The sequence below is a fragment of the Nocardioides marmotae genome (assembly GCF_013177455.1).
Classification (GTDB): Bacteria; Actinomycetota; Actinomycetes; order Propionibacteriales; family Nocardioidaceae; genus Nocardioides; species Nocardioides marmotae.
In genome coordinates this window covers 517,787-540,093 of record NZ_CP053660.1, presented here as the reverse complement: position 1 = coordinate 540,093, position 22,307 = coordinate 517,787, and the positions used below count along the sequence as shown (strand labels likewise).

General features: G+C 68.5%; 22 protein-coding genes. 4 read left to right on the top strand and 18 right to left on the bottom strand.

The features are described from left to right. A complete protein-coding gene (locus HPC71_RS02540) occupies positions 1–1,167 on the bottom strand; it encodes a thiolase family protein (RefSeq protein WP_230083911.1) in 1,167 nt (388 codons plus the stop codon). Here HPC71_RS02540 and HPC71_RS02535 point away from each other — a divergent pair. Then, positions 1,154–1,981: an SDR family NAD(P)-dependent oxidoreductase gene (locus tag HPC71_RS02535; RefSeq protein ID WP_253943872.1), complete on the top strand. Its 828-nt coding sequence runs from the start codon at positions 1,154–1,156 to the stop codon at positions 1,979–1,981. The two genes, HPC71_RS02540 and HPC71_RS02535, sit on opposite strands and share 14 nt — an antisense overlap. Before the next feature lie 128 nt (positions 1,982–2,109). Here the strand turns inward: HPC71_RS02535 and HPC71_RS02530 are convergent, their stop codons facing one another. From HPC71_RS02530 to HPC71_RS02495, 8 genes are all read right to left on the bottom strand, one after another. Then, positions 2,110–3,102 carry an ABC transporter ATP-binding protein gene (locus HPC71_RS02530; protein WP_154613544.1) on the bottom strand — a complete coding sequence of 331 codons (993 nt, stop codon included), beginning with the start codon at positions 3,100–3,102 and terminating at the stop codon, positions 2,110–2,112. Continuing rightward, positions 3,102–4,175: an ABC transporter ATP-binding protein gene (locus HPC71_RS02525; protein WP_216656523.1), complete on the bottom strand. Its 1,074-nt coding sequence runs from the start codon at positions 4,173–4,175 to the stop codon at positions 3,102–3,104. Before HPC71_RS02525 ends, HPC71_RS02530 begins: the two co-directional genes overlap by 1 nt. Beyond that, positions 4,148–5,194 carry an ABC transporter permease gene (locus HPC71_RS02520; RefSeq protein ID WP_230083964.1) on the bottom strand — a complete coding sequence of 349 codons (1,047 nt, stop codon included), beginning with the start codon at positions 5,192–5,194 and terminating at the stop codon, positions 4,148–4,150. The genes HPC71_RS02525 and HPC71_RS02520 overlap by 28 nt, the downstream gene beginning before the upstream one ends. Position 5,195: 1 nt before the next feature. Then, positions 5,196–6,332, bottom strand: a complete 1,137-nt coding sequence (locus HPC71_RS02515) for an ABC transporter permease (RefSeq protein WP_154613543.1) — start codon at positions 6,330–6,332, stop codon at positions 5,196–5,198. Between the two features lie 13 nt (positions 6,333–6,345). Then, positions 6,346–7,086, bottom strand: coding sequence for an SDR family NAD(P)-dependent oxidoreductase (locus HPC71_RS02510; protein WP_154613542.1), 741 nt, complete (start codon positions 7,084–7,086; stop codon positions 6,346–6,348). Between the two features lie 45 nt (positions 7,087–7,131). Next, positions 7,132–8,610: an ABC transporter substrate-binding protein gene (locus HPC71_RS02505; protein ID WP_171896029.1), complete on the bottom strand. Its 1,479-nt coding sequence runs from the start codon at positions 8,608–8,610 to the stop codon at positions 7,132–7,134. A 279-nt stretch (positions 8,611–8,889) separates the two neighbouring features. Continuing rightward, positions 8,890–9,414 (bottom strand): carboxymuconolactone decarboxylase family protein, encoded by a 525-nt coding sequence (locus HPC71_RS02500; protein WP_154613540.1) that lies wholly within the window; start codon positions 9,412–9,414, stop codon positions 8,890–8,892. A gap of 28 nt (positions 9,415–9,442) precedes the next feature. After that, positions 9,443–10,294, bottom strand: coding sequence for a TauD/TfdA dioxygenase family protein (locus HPC71_RS02495; protein ID WP_154613539.1), 852 nt, complete (start codon positions 10,292–10,294; stop codon positions 9,443–9,445). 241 nt (positions 10,295–10,535) lie between these two features. On the opposite strand from HPC71_RS02495, the gene HPC71_RS02490 reads away from it, so the two are divergent. Then, complete coding sequence (locus HPC71_RS02490) at positions 10,536–11,951, top strand: FAD-dependent oxidoreductase (protein ID WP_154613538.1); 1,416 nt, start codon at positions 10,536–10,538, stop codon at positions 11,949–11,951. 205 nt (positions 11,952–12,156) lie between these two features. On the opposite strand, the gene HPC71_RS02485 is transcribed toward HPC71_RS02490, so the two are convergent. The 5 genes from HPC71_RS02485 to HPC71_RS02465 form a co-directional block, all read right to left on the bottom strand. Further along, on the bottom strand, positions 12,157–13,644 hold the full coding sequence (locus HPC71_RS02485) for an aldehyde dehydrogenase family protein (protein ID WP_154613537.1): 1,488 nt from the start codon (positions 13,642–13,644) through the stop codon (positions 12,157–12,159). 20 nt (positions 13,645–13,664) lie between these two features. Next, positions 13,665–14,480, bottom strand: a complete 816-nt coding sequence (locus HPC71_RS02480; RefSeq protein WP_171896027.1) for a mycofactocin-coupled SDR family oxidoreductase — start codon at positions 14,478–14,480, stop codon at positions 13,665–13,667. After that, the gene (locus HPC71_RS02475; protein WP_154613536.1) at positions 14,477–14,683 is read right to left on the bottom strand and encodes a ferredoxin; all 207 of its coding nucleotides are present in this window, start codon (positions 14,681–14,683) and stop codon (positions 14,477–14,479) included. The genes HPC71_RS02480 and HPC71_RS02475 overlap by 4 nt, the downstream gene beginning before the upstream one ends. 62 nt (positions 14,684–14,745) lie before the next feature. Next, the gene (locus HPC71_RS02470; RefSeq protein ID WP_216656521.1) at positions 14,746–15,981 is read right to left on the bottom strand and encodes a cytochrome P450; all 1,236 of its coding nucleotides are present in this window, start codon (positions 15,979–15,981) and stop codon (positions 14,746–14,748) included. Positions 15,982–16,160: 179 nt separating this feature from the next. Next, positions 16,161–16,355: a ferredoxin gene (locus HPC71_RS02465; protein ID WP_154613535.1), complete on the bottom strand. Its 195-nt coding sequence runs from the start codon at positions 16,353–16,355 to the stop codon at positions 16,161–16,163. Positions 16,356–16,517: 162 nt separating this feature from the next. Here HPC71_RS02465 and HPC71_RS02460 point away from each other — a divergent pair, with 162 nt between their 5' ends. Beyond that, positions 16,518–17,006 carry an HtaA domain-containing protein gene (locus tag HPC71_RS02460; protein WP_171896026.1) on the top strand — a complete coding sequence of 163 codons (489 nt, stop codon included), beginning with the start codon at positions 16,518–16,520 and terminating at the stop codon, positions 17,004–17,006. A gap of 94 nt (positions 17,007–17,100) precedes the next feature. Here HPC71_RS02460 and HPC71_RS02455 read toward each other — a convergent pair whose 3' ends face one another. Then, positions 17,101–17,589 (bottom strand): cupin domain-containing protein, encoded by a 489-nt coding sequence (locus HPC71_RS02455; protein WP_154613533.1) that lies wholly within the window; start codon positions 17,587–17,589, stop codon positions 17,101–17,103. A 168-nt stretch (positions 17,590–17,757) separates the two neighbouring features. Here HPC71_RS02455 and HPC71_RS02450 point away from each other — a divergent pair, with 168 nt between their 5' ends. Further along, positions 17,758–18,234: a nuclear transport factor 2 family protein gene (locus HPC71_RS02450; RefSeq protein WP_154613532.1), complete on the top strand. Its 477-nt coding sequence runs from the start codon at positions 17,758–17,760 to the stop codon at positions 18,232–18,234. Positions 18,235–18,342: 108 nt separating this feature from the next. Here the strand turns inward: HPC71_RS02450 and HPC71_RS02445 are convergent, their stop codons facing one another. The 3 genes from HPC71_RS02445 to HPC71_RS02435 form a co-directional block, all read right to left on the bottom strand. Then, entirely contained in the window at positions 18,343–19,524 is a 1,182-nt protein-coding gene (locus tag HPC71_RS02445; RefSeq protein ID WP_154613531.1) for an NAD(P)/FAD-dependent oxidoreductase, read from the bottom strand. A 101-nt stretch (positions 19,525–19,625) separates the two neighbouring features. Next, a complete protein-coding gene (locus HPC71_RS02440; protein WP_326832937.1) occupies positions 19,626–21,053 on the bottom strand; it encodes an MFS transporter in 1,428 nt (475 codons plus the stop codon). A gap of 65 nt (positions 21,054–21,118) precedes the next feature. Beyond that, on the bottom strand, positions 21,119–22,291 hold the full coding sequence (locus HPC71_RS02435; protein ID WP_154613529.1) for a flavin reductase family protein: 1,173 nt from the start codon (positions 22,289–22,291) through the stop codon (positions 21,119–21,121). Between the last annotated feature and the right edge of the window lie 16 nt (positions 22,292–22,307).

Genomic DNA, 22,307 nt, shown 5'->3' with positions numbered 1-22,307 from the left:
TCAGATGCGTTCGATGATGGTGCCGGTGCCGATCCCGCCACCGCAGCACATGGCCACCAGGCCGGTGGACCGGTCGGACCGCTCGAGCTCGTGGAGCAGGGTGGTGAGCAGCCGGGCGCCGGTCGCGCCGACCGGGTGCCCCAGGGCGATCGCGCCACCGTTGACGTTCGTCCTCGCCAGGTCGGCTCCCACCGCCCGGGCCCACCCGAGCGTGACCGACGCGAAGGCCTCGTTGACCTCGAAGAGGTCGATGTCGTCGATCGTCATGCCGGTGCGCTCCAGCAGCTTGTGCGTGGCGGGAATGGGGCCCCGGAGCATCGAGACCGGGGACACTCCGACGCCGACCTGGTCGACCACGCGCGCCCGGGGCTGGAGCCCCAGCTCGTCGGCCTTCTCCCGGGTCATCATCAGCAGGGCCGCGGCACCGTCCGAGATCTGCGAGGCGTTGCCGGCAGTGATCCGTCCCCCCTCCTTGTACGCCGAGCGCAGGCCGGCGAGCACCTCGGCGGTGGTGCCGGGTCGGACTCCCTGGTCCTGCTCGTGCACCGCGCCGTCCGGCGTCGCGATCGGGACGATCTCGCGCTTGAACCGGCCTTCGGCGGCGGCTGCCGCAGCCCGCCGGTGGGACTCAGCCGAGAACTCGTCCATGTCGGTGCGGGAGACCCCGAACTCGTCCGCGATGAGCTCGGCGGCGTCGTCCTGCAGGCGCACGTCGCGCAGGTCGCGCAGCTCCTGGGTCCACGCGACAGGCTCGGCGAAGGGGTTGGTGAGCGGGTTGTGACCCATGTGCTCCACGCCGGTAGCCACGACGATGTCGTTCACGCCGGAGGCGATGGTGGCGGCGCCGTAGTTGAACGCCTGCTGCGCTGAGCCGCACTGGCGGTCCAGCGTGACCGCCGGGACGGTCTCGGGGAGGTTGGCCAGCAGCCAGCCGGTGCGAGTGATGTTGTAGCTCTGCTCGCCGTAGGACATCACGCACCCGCCCAGCACGTCGTCGACGAGCGACGGGTCGATCGGGACCCGAGCGAAGAGGTCCTCCAAGGTGAGCGCGAGGAGCTTCGACGCATGGACGTCCTTGAAGATGCCCTTCTCCTTGTGACCGCGCCCGATGGGGGTGCGAACTGCTTCGACGACGACGACCTCGCGGCCGCCCATGGGCTTGCTCATAGCACTCTCCTGGGACGGGAACTGGCGCCACCGTATCAAACGACCGTTTGTTTTTACAACAGAAACTGGCACACTGGCCGCCATGTCCGTCGCCCTTGTTACCGGAGGCACCGGAGCCATCGGCTCCGCGGTCGTCCGCTCCCTTGTCTCCCGCGGTTCCCACGTCGCCTTCACCTGGCGCAGCGACGCCGCCAAGGCGGCCGCGCTCGAAGCCGAGCTAGGCGGCCAGGCCACGGGCGTCCGGCTCGACCTGACCGACCCCGCCGCTGCGGTGAGTGCCGTGGCGCACGTCGTCGAGGCCCATGGCGGCCTGGACACGCTGGTCTACGCCTCCGGGCCTTTCGTGCCCTTCAAGTACGTGTCGCAGACGTCGGCGCGCGAGTTCGCCGACTTCCTGGCCAGGGATGCCGGGGCGTTCTTCAACGTGCTCGAGCCGGCACTCCCCCACATCCGCGAGGCGAAGGGAAGCATCGTGGCGGTCGCAACCACCGCGCTCAGCCGCGTGATCGTCCGCGACGGCCTGTCCGCCGCGCCAAAGGGAGCGATCGAGGGCATCCTGCGCACGCTCGCGGTCGAGGAGGGCCGCTTCGGGGTGCGCGCCAACCTGGTCGGCGTCGGCATGACCTCGGTCGGCATGGCGACCGAGCTGCTCGAGAGCGGCGCCTTCACCGAGCAGCAGGCGGTCTCCGGCATCCCGCTGCGCCGCTTCGCCACGGCGGAGGACGTCGCCGAGGCCGTCGCCTTCCTGGCCTCCGCGAAGGCGGGTTTCATCAGCGGCCAGACGCTGAACGTCGACGGCGGCTACTCCGCCTGATCACGCCGGTACGGCGAGCCGGACCGGGTGCGCGCACATGGGGGCGTGCACCCGGCCCCGGCTGGATGCCGGGGCCGCGGTGTGCGGGCTCCCGGCCCTGGCGGGCGCTGCCCCGGGCGGTGTGGGGGTCAGCGCCCACCGACCTCCGGGAAGTGGCAGGCGACGAAGTGCCCGGGCCGCACCTCACGGAGCTCAGGCTCGGTAGAGGAGCACAGGTCCTGAGCGGCTGGGCAGCGGGTGCGGAACCGGCAGCCCGAGGGCGGGTCGATCGGCGAGGGCATCTCGACGGCACCCGTTGCGGGCTCGAGCCGGGCGTCCGGGTCGTGCGACGGGATCGACTCGATGAGGAGTCGGCTGTAGTGGTGCTGGGGATCGGCGAAGAGCTCGTCCGAGGGCGCGACCTCACAGACCTTCCCGAGGTACATGACCATCACGCGGTCGCTGATGCTCTTGACCACGCCGAGGTCGTGAGCGATGAAGATCATCGTCAGGCCGTAGCGCCTCTTCATGTCCTCCAACAGGTTGATCACCTGCGCCTGCACCGACACGTCGAGCGCGGAGACCGGCTCGTCGCAGATCAGGATCTTGGGATCCATGGCGAGCGCACGAGCGATCGAGATCCGTTGGCACTGGCCGCCGGAGAACTCGTTGGGCCGGCGGTCGCCGACGAGCTCGACGTTCATCCCGACGGCGTCGAACACCTCGGCGACCTTCGCGTCGACCTCTTCCCGGGACCTGCCCCAGATACGCAGTCCCTCGGCGACACTCTCGCGGACCTTGCGACGCGGGTTCAGGGAGGAGATCGGGTCCTGGAAGATCATCTGCAGCTCGCTGCGCACCTGGCGCAGCGCCTCGCCCTTCAACCCGGAGACCTCGACGTCGCCCAGCGTCACCGTGCCCGACGTGGGCGCCGGCAGCTGGATCACCGCCCGTCCGGTGGTGGACTTGCCACACCCCGATTCGCCCACGAGGCCCAGCGTCTCGCCCTCGAGCACGTCGAAGCTGATCCCCGAGACCGCGTGGACCCTCCGACCCTTCCCGGCCGGGAACTCGACGACCAGCTCCTCGACACGCAGCAGCACGTCGTCGTCGCGCAGGTGCGCGGTTCCAGTTCCTGCCATCAGATCTCCGTAAGAACAGGTTGCGGGAGGTGGGCGGGGGCACCCTCAAGAGCGGACGGCAGGATGCAGCGCACCCCCCTGTCTCGGTCGCCGAGGCTGACGAACGCCGGAGTCCCGGCGGTGCACGCATCGGTGACGTGCTGACACCGCGGCGCGAAGCGGCAACCCTCTGGCGGGTTCACCATGTCCGGCGGCCGGCCCTCGATGGTGGCCAAACGGGTGTGGCTCGGCTGGTTCAGGTCCGGGATCGAGGCCAGGAGCGCGGCTGTGTACGGATGGCGCACCTCGCGGAAGAGCGTGCGGGTGTCGGCGAGCTCCATGAGCTGGCCTCCGTACATCACGCCCACCCGGTTCGCCCGGCCCGCCACCACGCCGAGGTCGTGGGTGATGAGGATCATCGCCATGCCCCGGGTCGCCTGGATCTCGGCCAGCAGGTCGAGGACCCCGCGTTGCACGGTCACGTCGAGGGCCGTGGTGGGCTCGTCAGCGATGAGCAGGCGGGGCTCGCAGGCGAGCGCGATCGCGATCACCACCCGTTGGCGCATGCCGCCCGACATCTCGTGCGGGTACTGGTCCATGCGTCGGCGCGGCTCCGGGATCCGGACCATGTTCAGCAGTTCGAGCGCCCGCTCGACGGCAGCCTTGCGGGAGAGGCCCAGGTGGAACCGGAGCGACTCGGTCAGCTGGGTGCCGACCTTCTTGACCGGGTTCAGCGAGGTCATCGGGTCCTGGAAGACCATCGCGATCTCCTTGCCCCAGAAGTGCTTCGCCTCGGCCGGCGACATCCCACGGATGTCTCGACCCGCGAACCGGATCTCGCTCTGCTCATCGATGAGGACCGTCTCCGGCAGGAGGTTCATGATGGTTCGCATCAAGACCGACTTGCCCGAGCCGGACTCACCGACGATGCCGAGCGTCTCGCCCTCGTCCACCGAGAAGCTGACGCCGTCGACGGCACGCACCGGCCCCCGGCCGGTCGGCAGGACGGTGCGTAGGTTGCTGACCTCGAGGAGAGGTGCTGCCGCCGCCCCGGTCGGCACCGTGCTCAGAGCTTGTTCTGCCGCGGATCCCACTTCGCCCGCATCCTTTCGCCGATGATGTTGATCGCGTACACCGTCATCGCCAGCACGATGCCGGGCGCAGCCACGAGGTGAGGATGGTCCTGGAACTCGTTCTGTCCGGCAGCGATCATGTTTCCCCAAGTCGGCGTCGGCCGAGCGATGCTCAGGCCCAGGAAGCTCAACGACGCCTCGGCCACGATCAGCACACCGACCACGATGAAGCCATAGGACAGCACGGGGAGCGCGACGTTCGGCAACAGCTCTCGGGCCATGATCCGTCCGCTCCTCGCCCCGAGTGTCTTCGCCGCCAGCACGTACTCACGAGGGGCGACCACCATCGCCGCCACCCGCGCGAGGCGGATGTAGAGCGGGATGCCGAGGACCCCCAGTGCCAGCGTCACGTTCAGCACGCTGGGCCGCAGGATCGCCACCATCGCGAGCAGGAGGATCAGCGGGGGGAACGCGAGCATGGAGTCGGTCAGGAGTCGCACGACGAAATCGATCTTGCCGCCGAACCAACCGGCCATGATCCCGATCAGCCCGCCGACGACCATGCCGATGAGGGTGGCCCCCACCGAGACGACGAGGGAGACCCGTGCGCCGTAGATGATGCCGGCGAGGATGTCGAGACCCTGGTTGTCGGTCCCGAGCGGGTGTCGGGAGAGCAGGTCGGGAGGCGCCATCAGGGGCTCGCGCAGTGCCTGGGAGACGTCTCGTGCCTCCGCCAGGGGGAGCCAGTCCACCACGACCGCGGCGAGCACGATCAAGCCGATCCAGCACACCGAGGTCCAGAACGCGAGGTCGATCTTGCGGCCGAACGCTGCGGTGCAGACCCACTGGACACCGAGACAGCTGCCGGCCACTCCCGCCAGCGACATCGTCACCCGCACCCACACCGGGGTGTCGGAGGTAGCTCCGGAGAGCGCGGCGACGAACAGGGTGAGGCCCGCGAGCAGCAGCACTGCCCCGACCGCGCCCCTCGCCCGGGACCTCGACGTCGTCCATGCGCCCGGCACGACTGCCAGATTCATCTCAGCCACGGCGGACCCTCGGATCCAGGTAGGAGTAGGAGATGTCGATCAGCGAGTTGATCACGACGTAGAAGACCGCGATCACGAGAACGCCTGCCTGCACCACGCGGAAGTCGCCAGCGCCGACGGCCCGCACGATCATCGTGCCCATGCCCGGCAGGTTGAAGATCGTCTCCACGATGATGGTGCCGCCGAGCAGTCGCCCGAACGACACCCCGGCCACCGTGATCAGCGTGAACGAGGACGGTCGCAAGGCATCGCTGAGCAGGACGCGCCGCCCGGGCATGCCCTTCGCACGTGCGAACAGCACGAAGTCCTCCTTCAGGGTGGAGCCGAGATCGTTGCGAAGCACCCGCGCGAACACCGCACCCTCCACGAGTGCCAGCGTCACGGCAGGGAGGAAGAGGTGCTCCAGGTGGTTCCATAGGCCGCCGCCGTCGCCGAGGCGGGCGAAACCCTGGCGGGGGAACGCCGGCCAGACCTGCCAGAGCACGACCGTGGCGACCGCGACCGCAGCAGCCACCCCCAACCCCAGAGCGAGCTGCCCACGACGCTCGCCGCGCGAGAGGTCCCTGGTCTTGACGAGGGCCCGGTAGACCAGCCACGCGACGGTGGCGAGGCCGACGCCCAGGATCGCCCACTTGACCATGCCGGGACGGAAGACCAGGAAGAAGACGAGCAACAGGGCGATCAGGAAGCTCGGGGTGGAGAGCACCACGAGCGCCAGCACGTTGGACGCCTTGTCGAACCGCCGGCCTGCGCGGTACACGGCAACGAGTGCCACGAGGGTCGAGAAAGCGAGGGAGAGCACCATCGCCACGATCGCCAGCTCCAGCGTGACGGGGAACCGCCGGGCGAGCATCTCGGAGACATCTTCGACCGGCGGGAGCAGGGACCTGCCGAAGTCACCTTGGAGCACCCCGAACAGCCAGTCGAAGTACCGCGGGACTAGCGGCTGGTCGAGACCCAGCTCCAGGCGCACCGCCGCCATCTGCTCCGGCGTCGCGTCCGGTCCGAGGATGTGGACGACCGGGTCGCCGGGGACGAGGTCCAGCATCAGGAAGGTCCCGAGGGACACGATGAAGAGCACGGGGATGAGGTAGAGAACTCGCCTCCCCACCCCGAGGAGGATCTGCATGGGCGATAGCCCCTTACCAGCTGCTCGTGCTGCGGCCGCCGTTGATGCTCCAGTGCTGGCCGGTGATGTAGCCGGCCTCGTCCGAGGCGAGGAAGGCAACCGCGTTGGCCATGTCGTCGGGCACGCCGAGCCTGCCGACCGGGGGCAGGAAACCCTGCGGGATGTCACCGGCGCCGATCGTGCGGCGCAGCATCGGCGTGTCCACCGAGCCCGGCGCCACCGCGTTGGCCGTGACACCCCGGTCGGCGAACTCCAGCGACAGGGTCTTGGTCAGCCCGACGACGCCCGCCTTGGCCGCGACGTAGGAGGACATCCGCGGCACACCGGAATGGACGCTGGAGGAGGAGATGTTGATGATGCGACCCCAACCCTCCTCGAGCAGGTGCGGGAGGCTGGCGTGGCAGACGTTGAAGGTGCCGCTCAGGTTGATCCTGACGATCTTCTCGAACATCTCGGTGGTCAGCTCGAGGAAGGATCGGTGCAGGGACATGCCCGCACTGTTGACCACGATCGTCGGCCTGCCGAGCTCGGCGGCCACCCGGGAGACGGCGGCGTCGACCGCCTCCCGGTCGGCGACGTCGGCCGGGAGGCCGAGGGCGGTGCCCCCGGCCGCCTCGACCTCCTTTGCCTCCGCCAGGGCCGCGTCGGCGTCGAGATCGAGGACGGCCACCGCGTTGCCGGCCTGGGCCAGCTTCCTGACGATCGCCTGACCGATGCCGGATGCACCGCCGGTGACAATTGCTACGCGACCCATCTTCAATGCCTCAGTTCTCTTGGTGGGGGCTGGTCGTGGTGGGGTCTACTCGGCGACGGTGGCGTCGTCGAACAGGGCGATCGCTGCGTGGCCGAACTTCAAGCCCCGCACGTTCTTGGGGTCGTACGCCACCCCGCGCTGCGAGCCGAGGGTGATGGCGAAGGGGAACTCCTCGTTCCAGACCTCCTGCAGCCCGGCGATGCCGGCCTGACGCTCCTCGAGGTCGGTGGCCGCCCGCAGCTGGTCCAGCGCAGCACCCCACGCTTCGCTCCGGTAGCCGACCCGGCTCAGGGCGGGCTCCGCCTGGCCCGTGGTGGTCTGGAGCGTCGCCCAGGCCTGCGCGTCGTCCAGGCTCATCGCGAAGTACTGGATGTCGTAGTCACCCGGGTAGAACGACTGAGCGATGAGGTCCGCGAGCGACATCGAGCTGTCGACCTCCACCTCGAAGCCGACCGCCTCCAGGAGGCCCTCGACCGCCAGGCCCCAGTCGACGTGGCTGCTGTCCACGTTGAACTCCAGCTTGCCGTCGTAGCCGTCGGCCTTCGCCTCGGCCAGCAGCCGCTTGGCGTTCTCGGGGTCGTACTTCGGGCCCTCGAGACCGGGGGTGTAGAGCGAAGACCCTTCGCCCACCAGCGCGCTGGTGGCGATGCCCTTCCCGCCGGCTCCACGCTGGTTGATCAGCTCGACGTCGAGCGCCTCCACGATGGCCTGGCGCACCCGGATGTCCTTGCCGGGGCGATCGACGCCCCCGGTGCCGTGGTTGATCAGCAGGACGTCGTTGCCCCAGTTGTAGGCCATGCCGAGCTCGAGACCGGCGTCCTCGACCTTCCCCACGCTGGCGGCGTCGGCGAAGGAACCGACGTCGAGCTGCCCGGTGGTGAGGGCGTCGACGCGGGCGTTGGGGTCCTGGATGAAGGAGAAGCGGATGGTGTCGACACAGAACTTGCCGTCCACTCCGAGCTCGTCGCCCCAGTAGCTGTCCTTGCGGGTGACCACGAGCTCCTCACCCGGCTTGAACGAGGCCACCTCGTACGGACCCGCACCGACGACTCCCTTGCCGCCGGCGTAGGCCTCAGCACCAGCCGCCTCGAAGGCAGCGGGGTCGAGCAGCATGCCCGGGGCGGTGGCGAACACCATGGGGAAGTCGCCACGCGGAGCGCTGAGGTCGAAGACCAGCTCGGTCGGGCTGACCTCGGTCATCTTGTCGATGAGGAGGAGCTGCGGCTTGAAGAGCGACGCTGAGCCATCGGCGCGGTGGTGCTCCACGTTCCACATCACAGCGGCGGAGTCCACTGGCGCACCGGAGGAGAAGGTGATGCCCTCGCGAAGCTTCAGGGTCCACTTCGTGGAGTCGGCGTTGGACTCGAACGACTCCGCCATCCGGGGCACGACCATCCCCTCGTCGGGGTCGTAGCGCATGATCGAGTCGTAGATCGCGACGCGCTCAGTGCCACCTGCCACGCCGTTGGAACCGCCGCTGACGGGGTCGAACCCCGCCATCTCGGTGGCGACGCCGAACTGCATCTCCGTCGGGCTGCTGGAGCACTCGGTGCCCGCCGCAGCGTCGTTGTTCGACCCAGATCCGCCGGATCCACACGCTGCCGCCGCGAGCCCGAGCGCTACCAGTGCGGACGCGAGTGCGGCCTGCCTTCGTGCCATGATGAGATTCCCTTCTTCCCGCGCGCTTGCGGGGGCATGCCAAACGTGGGGTGGAGGCAGGTCCGTCGCAGCGACGTGAACGTGCCTGGTGTGGTCTTGCAGCGGGGCCTGAGCCGAGATGGCAGGCCGGGGACGGTAGGGCGGTCAGCCCACCCGGAGCGCGTTGTTGACGCGAGGAACCAGCTCGTAGAAGGCGCACGTCACGATCAGCTCCACGCGCTCCGCCGGCTCGAAGTGCTCGGCCAGCACGCTCAGCACGTGGTCGGGGACCGATCCGGCACGCATGGCGTCCGCCAGGGCCAGCGCGGCGCGCTCGCGAGCCGGGAACACGTCGTTGTGCTCCCAGTCGTCGAGGGCCGAGATCTCCTCACCCGTGACGCCGGCCTCGCGGGCGGAACGTTCGTGCGCCTCGCGCACGAACGTCCCTCCCTCCACCGAGGCCTTCTCCTGGAGGAGGGCCATCCGCACGATGGCCAGCTCACGCAACCGGGGCGTGAGCACGGCTCGTGCCCGCAGCCCCCAGGAGAGCTCGATCCAGCCCCGCAGCAGCTCCGGCTGATGGGCCAAGGACCGGTAGATCGGCGCTTCCAGGATCGAGGCCGATGCACCTGCCTCGAGCAGGCGCGTCTTGACGTCCTCCGGGATCTCGGCCAGCGGGACGCTCGGCATCACGAGGCCTGGTGCCGGCTCGGCCTGGTCACGCGACCAGGGCCCCGACCGGTCGGACCGGTTCCTCGCCCAGCAGGGTGCAGCGGCTCATCCGACGGGGCGACCCGTCTTCGAAGGGACGCGCACGGTGGTACAGCCCGCGGTTGTCGAAGAAGACGGTGTCACCGACGTCCCAGGTGTGCTGGTACACGTGGTCCGGTCCCGTGGCCTGGGCGAGCAGACGGTCCAGGATCGCGCGACCCTCGTCGATGTCCATGCCCTCGATGTGGTCGTGCATGGATCCGAGGATGAGCGAGCGCCGGCCGCTCTCGTGTTCCCACACCAGCGGCAGCGTCTTCGGGGGGCGTGAACGCCAGTAGTCGATCTGCTCCTGCGTCGGGTTGTCGAAGACTCGACGCTGACTGGCTTCGAAGGTGAAGACGACCTTCTTGTCGGCCAGGAAGGCCTTCTCGTCCTCCGTCAACAGCTCGTAGGCGTTGTAGGAGGACGCGAACTCGGTCTGCCCACCTTCGCGGGAGATCGCCTTGGCGCTCAGCATGGTGACGGAGCCAGGGTTGTCCTGGTCATAGAGGCCATCGATGTGCCAGTTGATGTTGCCGCGCAGCTTGTCGGAGTTCGGGTTCTCGGTGAGGTAGGAGACCTCGAAGATCTCCGGCTTCGGCAGCTCCGGGTAGAGCCGCACCGTCCCGAGCTTGTGAGCGAACTCCGCCTGCGTGTCATCGTCGATGTCGAGCCCCCGGAACAGCAGGACGCCGAACTCCTCGAGCGCCTCCAGCACCTGGCCGGGAAGCTCGGGGTCGCTCTTGAACTGCTCGATGTCGACATCGAGGATCCTGGCTCCGACAGTGGGGGCGAGTCGCTCGTACTTCAGGGTCGTCATACTTCCTACCTCTCAAGATGGTGACGCATCGCAGACCAAGGGCCACTGGCACGGAGTGCGCCGGCTGTGGCCTGCATCACGCATGCCAAGGTAGTTGTCCGACCCTGCCGCGTCAAGCCTAAAATCAACCAACCATGCGTTTGAACCCGCCTGGCCCTGAGATGTCCCGGTTCAAACAGCCGATTGATTGACTGGCCAGCGCCGTTGAACTAGCGTCCCGGACGAAAAGAGGAGGTTCCTGATGTCCGAGATCGACTTCGACGTCATCGTGGTGGGCTCCGGCGCTGCCGGACTGATCGCGGCGCTGACCGCCCAGGAGCGAGGCGCGGACGTGCTCGTGGTGGAGGCGTCAGCCACGGTGGGCGGCGCGTCCAGGCTCTCGCACGGCCACATCCTGGCCTCCGAGACCCACGTCCAGAAGGCCCTCGGACTCGAGGACGACAAGGACCAGCTGTACCTCGAGTACATGCTCGCCAACCAGTGGCAGATCAAGCCCACGATCGCGCGTTCCATCGCCGACGAGAGCGGGCCCGTGATCGACTGGCTGGCGACGCTCGGGCTCGACTTCGTCCCCGCCCTCCACCGAGACGGTGGGGAGAGGGTGCCGCGGACCCACATGGTCGACGGCAAGGGCAACGTCGGCGGCGCCCGGTTGATCGACGTCCTGCAGCGCAGCTGTCGGCAGCGCGGCATCGACATCGTCACCGGGAATCGGGTGGACCGGCTGATCCACCGCGACGGCGCCGTCGTGGGCGTCTCTGCCGGGGGCGAGGACCTCACCGCCCACGCGGTCGTGCTGGCGACGGGCGGCTTCGGCGCCAACAAGGAGCTCGTCGTCGAGCACCTGCCGAGCGTGGGCCAGCACCAGGAGTGGCTCTACTACATCGGTCCGGACACGTCCCAGGGCGACCACATCGCGCTGGCCGACGACGTCGGCGCCCACCTGGTCGGGCACGACGTCTGCAAGCCTTCCCTCGCGCCGAGGATGAAGGTCGTCGACTTCGACCCCTTCATCCCGGCCTGGTCCCTGCTGCTGGGCTCCGACGGCCACCGCATCATCGACGAGACCGCCCCCTACGGGCAGATCTACGGCGTGACCCGGCAGTCCGGCGGTGTCGTCCACGCCGTCTTCGACGCCGCGACGCTGGCCATCAACGACACTCCTGAGCTGCCCACGTTCGCCCACGGCGGGCGACCGGCCTACTGGAGCACCGACGGGATCAAGGACATCCTCGGCAGCGGTGGCGGGGTCGAAGCCGCCACGCTCGAGGAGCTCGCCGAGAAGCTGAGTCTCTCCCCCACCGCCGTCGTCGGCGCCGTCGCACGCTACAACTCGTTCTCCGAGACCGGTGTGGACTCCGACTTCGGCAAGGAGGCCAGGTTCCTGCGCCCCGTCGCCGCCGGGCCGTTCTACGGCATCCCCCTGGTGACCTCGGTCATCGGCATCACGGCGTACGGCGTGGAGATCGACGGCGGCGCCCAGGTGCTCGCCGACGACTCCCGCGCCATCCCCGGGCTTTATGCGGCCGGCGAGTGCACCGGCGGCGTCATCGGCACGCGCTACCTCGGCGGCGGCAACGGTCTCGCCAGCGCCACCACCATGGGCCGGGTCGCCGGCGCATCCGCCGGCACGTACGCCGTGGCGGCCCGGGCTTGATCACCGGGCCCTGATCCGGGGCGGGCTCGGAGCGTCCCCGCCGAACACCGTCCTGCGGTAACCATCCCGGGCACATCAGTCTCGACCACGTGCGTGGCCAGACCCACTCACCGAGTCCGAGACCCCGGCCAGAACAGAAGCGCCGCCACGACAGCCAGCCGTGGCGGCGCTTCTGTTCTGCCACTCGACAGCAGACCCCTACATCTCAGTCGAAGATCGACAGCGTGGTGCCAACGGTCTTCGTGAGCAGGAACTCCTCGAAGCCCTCCTCGCCACCTGCACAGCCGATCCCACTCGACTTGTACCCCCCGAACGGGGCGTCCGCCCCGGAGTAGCTCCCGCCGTTCACCATGAAGGAGCCGGAGCGGACCCGCTTCGCGATGCGGCGTGCCCGCTCGGTTGACGAGGAGACCACGTAGCCGGAGAGGCCGTATCTGGAGGAGTTGGCCAGGGCGATGGCCTCCTCGTCAGTGTCGAACGGGGTGACGGCGAGCACCGGCCCGAAGATCTCCTCCTGCGCGATGGTCGAGGAGTTGTCGACGTCAACGAAGAGGGTGGGGTTCACCCAGAACCCGGGCCGGCGGGGGGCGTCCCCGCCCACGAGGAGGGTGGCCCCCTCGGCCTTGCCCTTCTCGATGTAGCCGAGAATGCGCTGTTGGTGCTCCGCCGAGGACACGGGACCGACGACGGTCCTGGGATCGGTGGGATCACCCACGGCAGCGTTCTCGAAGCCGGTCCTGATCGCGGCAACGATCTCGTCGTAGATGCCGCGTTGCGCCAAGAGCCTCGTCGGCAGGGCGCAGGCCTGGCCCGCATGCGTGAGCGCGATCATCGGCATGGCCGCGGCGAGTTCCGCGGGCGCGTCGTCGGTGATGACGAGCGCGCTCTTGCCGCCCAACTCCAGCACCGTGCGCTTGAACGTGGGCGCGGTCTCCCTCAGGACGTGCTCGCCGGTGCGGGTCGAGCCGGTGAACGACACCAGGTCGACCCGCGGGTCGGTGAGCAGGAGGTTCGCGACCGGCACCTCGTCGGTCGAGACGATGTTCACCACGCCCGGAGGGATGTCGGTCATCTCCGCGATCAACCGGCCGATGCGCAGAGCGTGCAGCGGGGTCTCGGGGGACGGCTTCGCGACGACCGTGTTGCCGGCCGCCAACGCGGGCCCGAGCTTCGACAGGAGGAGGTTCAGCGGGAAGTTCCACGCAGGGATGGCGGCCACCACACCGACAGCCTCCTTGACCGCCCATCGCTGGTTGGTCCGACCTGACCTCCGGTCGACCCAGTCCTCCAGGCGTCGCTCCCAGCGGTAGCCCTCGGCGTACTCCGCCGGCCAGAGCAGACTGTCGGCCAGCGGGTTGTCCAGCTGGGCAGCATGGGTCACTGCACGAGGGGTGCCGACCTCCGCGATGAGCTCCTCGCGGATGACCTCGCGCTCCCCCTCGAGCGCTGCCTGCAGCTGCCGCAGGCACCGCACCCGCAGCTCGAGGTTGGTCGACCAGTCGGTCGCGTCGAAGGCATGCCGCGCCGCGGCGATGGCCGCCTCCATGTCACCGGCACCTGCATTCGCCACGTGGGCGATGACCTCGGCGTCGGCCGGATTGAGGACCTCGAAGGTTCGCCCCTCAGCGGCGTGCCGGAGCTCGCCGCCGATCAGCAGGCGGGCCTCAGCGTCGATCGTCGTGGTGGCACCCATCGAGTCATCGTCTCCAGATCTCAGTGCTGGGTGATGCCAGCGTCGACGGTCAGCGTGGTGGCCGTGACGTACCGGGACTCGTCGCTCGCCAGGTAGACGACCGCCTGCGCGAGGTCGGTCGCCTCCACGGCCGGGACGTCCAGCAGGTTCTTCGCCACCAGCGCCAGGCTGGGGTGGTGCTCCAGGAACGTGGGGTAGGCGTCTCCCAGTCCCTCGATCATCGTGGTGTTCACGCCGGTCGGGTGGATCGTGTTGACCCGGATGCCGTACTCGGCGAGCTCGACCGCGAAGGCCCGCATGACCCCGACCACGCCGTGCTTGGCGGCCACGTAAGGGTTCAGGAACGGCTGACCGCGCAGGCCCGCCGAGGAGCTGGTGAGGATCATCGAGCCGCCGCCGGCATCGATCAGGTGCTGCGCCGTGGCCATCACGGTGTTCCACACGCCCGTGAGGTTGGTGGCGATCGTGGCATCCCACAGCTCCGGGGTGCCCTCGCTCCACTCGTGCAGGATCATGATCCCGGCGTTGGCGCAGACGATGTCCAGGCGACCGCCCATCGCGATGACGCCCTCGTCCACCACCTCACGCACGCTCTCGAGGCTCCGGACGTCGCCCTGCCGGGCCACGATCCGACGTCCCGTGGCCTCCACCAGCCGGACGGTCTCGTCCATGTCCTCCTTGCTGGAGCCCGGGTAGCGCACGTGCTCCAGGGGCTCGAGCAGGTCCATCGCGATGATGTCCGCGCCCTCCTCAGCGAGTCGGACGGCGTGCGCCCGTCCCTGACCGCGCGCGGCACCGGTGATGAAGGCGACCTTGCCCTCGACGCGACCCGTCACTGCTCTGAACCCTCCCCTACCGTGATGGCGAGCCCGGGGCACAAGGCGGCCGCGTGACGCACCGCCTTACCCTGATCTTCCGACGGGTTGTCCTGCAGGACGAAGGCGATGCCATCCTCGTCCCGCTGGTCGAAGACCGCCGGAGCGGCAACCACGCACAGCCCCGCGGAGAGGCACTTGTCGTGGTTCAAACTCACCTTCATGGTGATCCCTTCTGGGGGTGTCATGTCGAGTGTTCGGGATCGTGGCGGCAGCGCGCGCCGGGTCACCACGTGACCGGCAGCTCGTGCACGCCGTAGACGTTCACGTCGTGCTTGAAGTTGAGCTCGTCCAGGCCGGCGGCGAGGCGGAGCGTCGGGATCCGCCGATAGAGCGTGCTGAGCACGATCTGCAGCTCCACTCGCGCCAGCGGCTGCCCGAGACACTGGTGGACACCGAAGCCGAAAGCGACGTGGTGGCCGGCCTCCCGTTCGATGTCGAGCTCGTTGGGGTTCTCGAAAGCGGCCGGGTCGCGGTTGGCAATGTCGTTGGGGAGGATGAGACCCTCCCCCGCCTTCATCGTCTCGCCGGCGAACTCGATGTCCTCGAGCACGACGCGGCGCCGCCCCGTGTGGGTGATGTGCAGGTACCGCAGCAGCTCCTCGGTCGCGGTAACCGCGACAGCCTCGTTGTCCTCCTGCTGCAGGAGTGCGAGCTGCTCAGGATGCTCCAGCAGCGCAACCGTGCTGAGCGCGATCATGTTGGCAGTGGTCTCGTGCCCGGCGAAGAGCAGCAGCATCCCGATGCCGCCTGCCTCGACCAGGGTGAGCTCCCCCTTGGTCACGCGCTCCGCGAGCTCGGTCGACACGTCGTTTCCCGGCTCCGCCTGCTTCTTCGCGACGAGCTCCATCATGAACTTGGCGAGAGTCTGCATCGCGCGCTCCGGACGGAGCGGGTCGTCGGGGGCGATGGCGACGATCTGGTTGCTGGTCTCCTGGAAGAAGTCGTGGTCCTCGTAGGGCACACCCAGCAGCTCGCAGATGACCAGGGAGGGCAGCGGCAGCGCGAACGCGCTCACGAAGTCCACTGGCCGAGGGCCTGCCAGCATCTTGTCGATGAGGTCGTCGGTGATCTTCTGGATGGCGGGGCGCATGGCCTGGACGTTCTTGATCATGAACGGCCGCGTGACCATCCGACGCAGCCGCAGGTGCTCCGGGCCGTCCATCGTGATGAAGCTGACCTTGGCACCGCCACCCGCCGCGGCCCTCGTCTTCGCCGGGAAGTTCGGGTGCGAGGTGTCAGCGCTCACGCGCGGATCGGCCATCAGGGCCCGTTGATCCTCATACCCCGTGACCAGCCAGGCGGGACGTCCATCCTCGATCCGGACCCTGGTGATCGGGGTCCCGGCGAGTAGGCCGAGCAGGGTGGGCGGGGGGTCCAGCGGGCGGTCCGCGGCGCGAGGTGCGGGATACCCCAGCAGGTCGTCGTCAATGATGGTCATGGCCAGTTCCTTGCTCTGCATCCCGGTGGCGGGGTGGTCGTCGGCGCGATGACGAGAGTGACGCGGGTCATACGCGTACCGCCAGAGTAATCAAACGGTTGTTTGAGGTCAATCTCCGGACGACAACTTTCGGTCGGCCGGACGTCGACTTCCTGGACCGGTGCCGACCCAGGCCGTTCGATGGTCGATCGAGGAAGAGGTCAGTCCTCTTCGATGACGATGGCGCCCGCGGGACACACCACAGCGCCACGGCGCGCCGCCTCGAACTGCGCAGGCTCGGGAGACTCGACGAGCGCGACCACGATGCCCTCATCATCCTGGTCGTAGAGCTCCGGAGACTGCGTCACGCACGTGCCGGCACTGACACACTTGGCCGGATCAAGGAGAATCTTCATGTCGTTCCTTCAGTAGGACCTTGCTCGCCAGGCGATTCAGGTGCCATCCGGCCGCGCGTGCGACGATCCAGCACCCACCCAGCGACCTCCACGTGCAGCAGCCCGTGGCACATGGCACAATATCGGCCAAACGGTTGTTTGAACAGATGGATGGTGCGATCGATGGGCGTCGTCATGAAGTGGGGAGTCAAGAGCAGCTTCCGCCACTACATCCTGACCTCCGGCAGCGGCAAGATCACCGCCATGGGCGGCGCCGACGCCCTCGAGGACGGCACCTTCGTCTTCACGGGCGAGGACACCTCTCGCCCCCATGATCTGCGTTTCTGCGGAGACCTCCGGTTCAGTGCGCACCACGGCATGCTCTTCGTGATGGTCCATGACCCGTGGATCACCCGGCGGGACAACGACTGGGACCTCTCGGTGACCGATGTCGGCCACTGGCCTGCCCGCACGCATCGCATGGTGTTCGCCAGACTGGGCACGCCGGCGGTCACGGAGTCCGGACTCGAGTTCCCCGAGGTACGGCTGACCCCCGAAGCGTCCCTGGACTTCGGTGGAAACTACCCCGCAGGGACGGCACTGGACCCGATCCACGTCGTCGACGACATGGCCGAGCCCTCCCACCCCGGGCCGCCCCGGACCCCGGCCTGAATCGATCGACGGTCGTCGGCTGGGCACTGGCGAACTCGCGCCGAGGCAGGCCGGATCGTCAGGGCGCGGCGCGGCGCCCTGACGACCGAACTCCTCAGCGCTGGACGATCGGCGTCTCGCCGTACCACTTGCCCTCGTGCACGGTGATACCGCCGCGCTTGAGGGCTTCGCCCATGGCCTCAGGGGTGGCGGCGTCCGCCGCGATCAGGTTCGCCAGGTCGTCCATCATCTCGTCGAAGATGTAACCCGGGCTGGACACGCTGAACCCCTCCCACGGGTCGTTGGTGTAGATCGCATGCTTGACATGGTGCGGCATGAAGAGGAAGTCCCCGGGCGCGAGCTCATAGGTGGTCTCGCCGAGCACGACGGTCGGGTTCCCGGAGAGGACGTAGACGTTCTCGTCCTCCCTCTCATGGGTGTGGGGATACATGGTGGCCTCGGCGCGGTAGTACCGGAAGGTGTACTGACCCTCCGACTGGGCGCCACCGACGAGGAGCCGGGAGCCGGTTCCGTTCGGACCACTGGGGCGAAGGCTCTCGGTGGGGCCGAGCTTGTAGATCCGGCTGGCGTCGAATGCGGTCACGCTGATGCTCCTCTGCTCTGAATTTGAACGAATGATGGTTTGAATCTAGTACACGGTCGACGCCGATGTCAGGGGGACGATCCGACGACCTCGAGCCCGTCGAGTCTCGGATGCAAACAAACAGACGTTTGGTCGACAAGATCGTGCCTGTGGGCTAGTTTCCTGCTCATGACCAGCGTCTCCATCGAAGACCGAGTCCTCATCCGCGAGCTCTACGAGCTCTTCTACATGGCCCTGAACGAAGGAGACGCCGACACCGTGCGCTCCTGCTTCGCCCCGGGCGGTCACGTGACTCGCTATGACGGCGATCGGGTCTCCCCCGACGGCCCCGCCGAGACCGGCAAGAAGTGGGCGGCCGATCCCATCGGCCGCACCTACCAGCACCACGTCACCTCGGTGGTCGTGCAGCCCGACCCGCAGGGTCGCGAGGACTGGCTCAAGGTCAAGATGTACTTCCTGGTCACCGCCGTCTTCGAGGCAGGCGTGACGGTCGTGCGGTGGAGCTGCAAGTCGGTGGACGAGCTCCGCAAGGTGGACGGCGAGTGGAAGTACTGGGACCGCTACATCACCCTCAACGACGACTCCACCGGCCCGCACGCGCATCCCGCCGAGCCGCACCACGCGAACGCTGGGCGCGAGGGGTAGCCACCACGTACGCACGACGTCGACCTCACCCGAAGCGCGCCTCCCGATCCCCGGGGGGCGCGCTTCGCGCTCTTCGGGGAGCCGACCGGCGAACCCCGGGCCGGCCGCTCAGGCGCTCAGCGCCTGCTTCAGGTCGAAACCGGGCGCAGAAGCCTCCGCCAGCGTGACCCTGACCCCCTTGGCCAGGAGCCGGCGCATGGTCATGTGGGTCTTGCCGTCGTTGACGGAGTCAGCCCCGACCAAGACGCCGTCCGCAAAGCACAGCACACTGAACGAGCCCGAATCGACGTTCCCCAGGACCAGGGTCTCGTCATGACCACTGGTGATACCGGCCATCTTGATCGCCAGGTCTCCCTGGTCGGACCAGAACCACGGCACGGACGCGTAGCCAGAGCACTCCCCGGTGGCGATCTCGTGGGCAACGTGCCGCGCCTGGTCGGACGCGTTCTGGATGGACTCGAGCCGCACCGGACCGCTCGCGAACCCGGTCGGGAACCTCGCACAGTCGCCGATGGCGAAGATCGCCGGGTCCGAGGTCCGCAAGGTCTCGTCGACGACGATTCCGTCGTCGGTCTGCAGGCCCGCCTTCTCAGCGATGTCCGTGGTGGGCGTGACCCCGATGCCGACGACGGCACCGTCCGCCCGGATCTCGCTCAGGTCCGCGCCGAACACGATCTCGACGCCGTGCTCACGGTGCCAGGTCAAGGCGAAGTCGGAGACGGTCTCGCACACCGCTCGACCCATCAGGCGCGGAGCGGCCTCGTAGACCGTGACCTTGATTCCCCGCTTGGCGGCTGCGGCCGCGGCCTCGAGCCCGATGAACCCGCCACCGACCACCGCGATGTCGGCGGCGGTCTCGAAGAGGGCGTGGACCTTGCGCGCATCCGCGAGGCTGCGCAGGCTCAGCACCTTGTCAGCGGGGATGTTCGCCATCGGCAGCGTGCGCGCCTCGGCGCCCAGCGCCAGCACGAGATGGGTGTAGGGCACCGTGGTGCCGTCATCGAGCGTGACGGTATGGGCCGTTCGCTCGATCTCGGTGACGCGTACCCCCAGCCGCAGCGTGATGGACTCCTCGGCGTAGGACTCCCCGCTGCGCAGGTACTCGGTCTCCGTCGCCCCCAGGGCGAGGTGGTCCTTCGACAGCGGCGGCTTGCGGTAGGGCAGCTCCGCTTCCGCCGAGATGACGGTGACGGGGCCGGCGTACTGCTCGAAGCGCAGCGAGAACGCGAGGTCCACGCCTGCCTGTCCGCCACCGACGATGACCACGCCCGGTACCGCTGAAGTCGTCATGCAGACAATCTAGTTCAAACAAACGCACGTTTGCTAGAGGGCAGGCCGATCGGGCCTTCCGGCGGCACGATCCTTGCCGCTGGGTTGGCAGAGCCAGGTGATCATCGAGCGGGCTTGCCGCCGGGGATGAGCAGGGAGAGGCCTGCTGAGGCGATCGAGCACACCGCTAGGAAGACGAATCCCACGACGTAGGCGTGCTCGTTCGGGTAGCCCGACGGCAGTGCTCGGTGAGTCACGATCGCCGTCGTGATGGCGACGCCGATCGCGCCACCGATGATGCGGATGTTGGCGTTCAGGCCACTGGCAACGCCCATGTAGACGGCGGGAACAGCCACGATGATGACGTTCACCATCGTGGCGTTGACCAGGCCGGCGCCGAGGCCGGTGAGCAGCCCCGCCACGTACATCTCCCACTTCCACGTGTGGGCGAAGGCGACGATCAGGAGGGCCGCGGCCTGGGCCAGGAATCCCGCCACCATCGTGACGCGGAGGCCGATCCGCTGCGCCAGTCGCCACGAGAGGATTCCTGCCACGAAACCGGCGAACGCCGAGGGCAGCATCATCCACCCCGCCTCCCCGGCCGAGACCCCGAAGCCGTAGCCGTTGTCCGCGGGGGTCTGGAAGAACTGCGGGAGGAAGGTGAAGTTGGAGTAGGCGACGACACCGCCCACCACCGCTGCGAGGTTCGCGGACCAGACTCCTCGTAGCGACATCAGTCGGAGGTCGACCAAGGGGGCCTCGATGCGGAGCTCCGTGAGCACCCAGGCCCCGAAGCAGGCGACCGCGACGACCGCCAGTCCCACGACCACCTCGGTGGGCCACGAGCTCCCGCGGGTGATGGCGAGGAGCAGGGAGACCATCCACGCCGACAAGAGGATCGCGGGCAGCACAGGGACGCGCTGGTTCGATCGCTCCGGTGACTCCGGGACGAACCTCCACGCGAGAAGGGCCACGAGTGCACAGAACACCGCCGGCACCGCGAAGAGCCGCGCGAATCCCGTGGCTTCGACGGCGAACCCCGCGATCACGATGCCGACCGCCATGCCGACCGCGAGCAGGGATGACACGAATGCAACGGACTGGGCGACCCGCTCCCGCGGCATCGAGTCCCTGATCACTCCGAACGAGAGAGGGATAACGCCTCCGCCGAGCCCCTGGAGGATGCGGCCGAGGACAGCTACCTCGATGTTGTGCGCCATGACCGTGACCCCGCATCCGAGAGCGAGGACCACCAGGCAGCTGACGAACATCCGCCTCTTCCCGTAAGCATCCCCCAACCTGCCCACGATCGGCGTCGCCACCGCTCCGGCCAGCAGGAACGCCGTCATGATCCACGAGGCAGTGGCCTGGTCCGTCCCTAGCTCCTGCTCGGCGATCGGCAGCGTCGGGATGGCCACCGCCTGCATGATGGTGTAGCCACCGACAGCCGCGGCGACGATGGCGAGGGTCAGGTTGGGGCGGGCCTGCGGCAGCGTCTCGACAGGACTGCGCTCGTCACTGCCGACGCGCGAGGTATATGCGGATGGCACCCGGGACTTCCTTCACGATGGAGGCGGGGTCTCCTCGCACACGGCCGTCGGCCCCCCTCGAGGTTCTATGGCCGCGTCAGGCGCTTCGATGCCGCGGCCGCGGTGCCGGACAGGGTCTCGATCCACCCTTCGATCGTCCCGACGTCCGCCCGCGGCGGCAGGTCGAGGAGCCGCACGGCCAGGAGGGGACCACCGGGCGGCGTGTCGACGAGCACGGCGATCGAGTCGACGTCGTACGTCGTGGAGCCCTCCAGCACCGGGTCGTAGCGGTCGACGGACTCCGCCATGAACTCGCGGAGCTGCCGCGCGTGGACGGGCAGCGCGTCCGGGGAGGAGTACCCGGCCATCACCGCGCGTCGCTCCTCGGCGGCACCCGAGGACAGCACGAGCGAGTAGCCGGCTTCTCGAACGCGGTCGAGATGGTTGCGGACGATCCCACGGGTCTCCTCGGAGGCACCCGTCAGGTGGCCGACCCATCTGCGCACCTCGTCCTCGTCGGCGTCACGCAGGAAGACCGACCCGAGAGGCGCGATGTGCGGGACCCGCTCCGAGACCGAGGACTCCCCTCCGGTCGCCGAGCCGTTCGCGCTCAGCACCGTGACGATCTCGTCGCCCACCTTCGCGAGGACGGCGCACTCGACACCGAGCTCCGCGCTGCACCGCTCGACGTGACCGCGGATCCGCTCGGCGAGCATGGCCGCCTCGATGACGTGCGGGTCCGCCGTGGTCAGGGACGGCAACGAGAACCGCCCGTAGCCGCCCTGGAAGAAGAGCAGCGGCAGCGACGGCCGCTCGACGTCGAGGTCGATGACGCTGCCGAGGACGAGGAAGTGGTCACCCGCCGTCTGGGTCTCGAACCACTCGCACTCGATCCAGCACACCGCGCCGTCGAGGATGGGGGCGCCGCTCGGTGCGGGCTTCCAACCGACGTCCTTGAACTTGTCCCCACCGGAGACCGCGAACTGGCGACACATCCACTCCTGGTCCGAGGCCAGCACGTTCACGCAGAAGGTGCGGCTGGCGCGGAGCTCGGCGAACGTGCTCGAGTCCACGCGCGGCAGGAACGCCACGAGCGGCGGCTCCAACGACACGGAGGTGAACGACCCGACGACCATGCCGAGCGGCGCGCCGTCGTCGCCGATGCCGGTCACCACGGCCACACCGGTCGGGTAGTGGCCGAGCGTGTCACGGAACCGCCTCGGGTCGATCCCCCGGCCCACGTTCACTTCTGAGGTCATGCTTTCCCCATCTCAA

Coding starts and splice junctions, on each gene's coding strand:
- HPC71_RS02540 (WP_230083911.1), bottom strand. CDS start 1,167: ATGAGCAAGCCCATGGGCGGCCGCGAGGTCGTCGTCGTCGAAGCAGTT.
- HPC71_RS02475 (WP_154613536.1), bottom strand. CDS start 14,683: ATGAAGGTGAGTTTGAACCACGACAAGTGCCTCTCCGCGGGGCTGTGC.
- HPC71_RS02535 (WP_253943872.1), top strand. CDS start 1,154: ATGGGCTTGCTCATAGCACTCTCCTGGGACGGGAACTGGCGCCACCGT.
- HPC71_RS02450 (WP_154613532.1), top strand. CDS start 17,758: ATGACCAGCGTCTCCATCGAAGACCGAGTCCTCATCCGCGAGCTCTAC.
- HPC71_RS02485 (WP_154613537.1), bottom strand. CDS start 13,644: ATGGGTGCCACCACGACGATCGACGCTGAGGCCCGCCTGCTGATCGGC.
- HPC71_RS02495 (WP_154613539.1), bottom strand. CDS start 10,294: ATGACGACCCTGAAGTACGAGCGACTCGCCCCCACTGTCGGAGCCAGG.
- HPC71_RS02435 (WP_154613529.1), bottom strand. CDS start 22,291: ATGACCTCAGAAGTGAACGTGGGCCGGGGGATCGACCCGAGGCGGTTC.
- HPC71_RS02465 (WP_154613535.1), bottom strand. CDS start 16,355: ATGAAGATTCTCCTTGATCCGGCCAAGTGTGTCAGTGCCGGCACGTGC.
- HPC71_RS02500 (WP_154613540.1), bottom strand. CDS start 9,414: ATGCCGAGCGTCCCGCTGGCCGAGATCCCGGAGGACGTCAAGACGCGC.
- HPC71_RS02470 (WP_216656521.1), bottom strand. CDS start 15,981: ATGCAGAGCAAGGAACTGGCCATGACCATCATTGACGACGACCTGCTG.
- HPC71_RS02520 (WP_230083964.1), bottom strand. CDS start 5,194: ATGAATCTGGCAGTCGTGCCGGGCGCATGGACGACGTCGAGGTCCCGG.
- HPC71_RS02490 (WP_154613538.1), top strand. CDS start 10,536: ATGTCCGAGATCGACTTCGACGTCATCGTGGTGGGCTCCGGCGCTGCC.
- HPC71_RS02505 (WP_171896029.1), bottom strand. CDS start 8,610: ATGCAGTTCGGCGTCGCCACCGAGATGGCGGGGTTCGACCCCGTCAGC.
- HPC71_RS02510 (WP_154613542.1), bottom strand. CDS start 7,086: ATGGGTCGCGTAGCAATTGTCACCGGCGGTGCATCCGGCATCGGTCAG.
- HPC71_RS02445 (WP_154613531.1), bottom strand. CDS start 19,524: ATGACGACTTCAGCGGTACCGGGCGTGGTCATCGTCGGTGGCGGACAG.
- HPC71_RS02530 (WP_154613544.1), bottom strand. CDS start 3,102: ATGGCAGGAACTGGAACCGCGCACCTGCGCGACGACGACGTGCTGCTG.
- HPC71_RS02515 (WP_154613543.1), bottom strand. CDS start 6,332: ATGCAGATCCTCCTCGGGGTGGGGAGGCGAGTTCTCTACCTCATCCCC.
- HPC71_RS02460 (WP_171896026.1), top strand. CDS start 16,518: ATGGGCGTCGTCATGAAGTGGGGAGTCAAGAGCAGCTTCCGCCACTAC.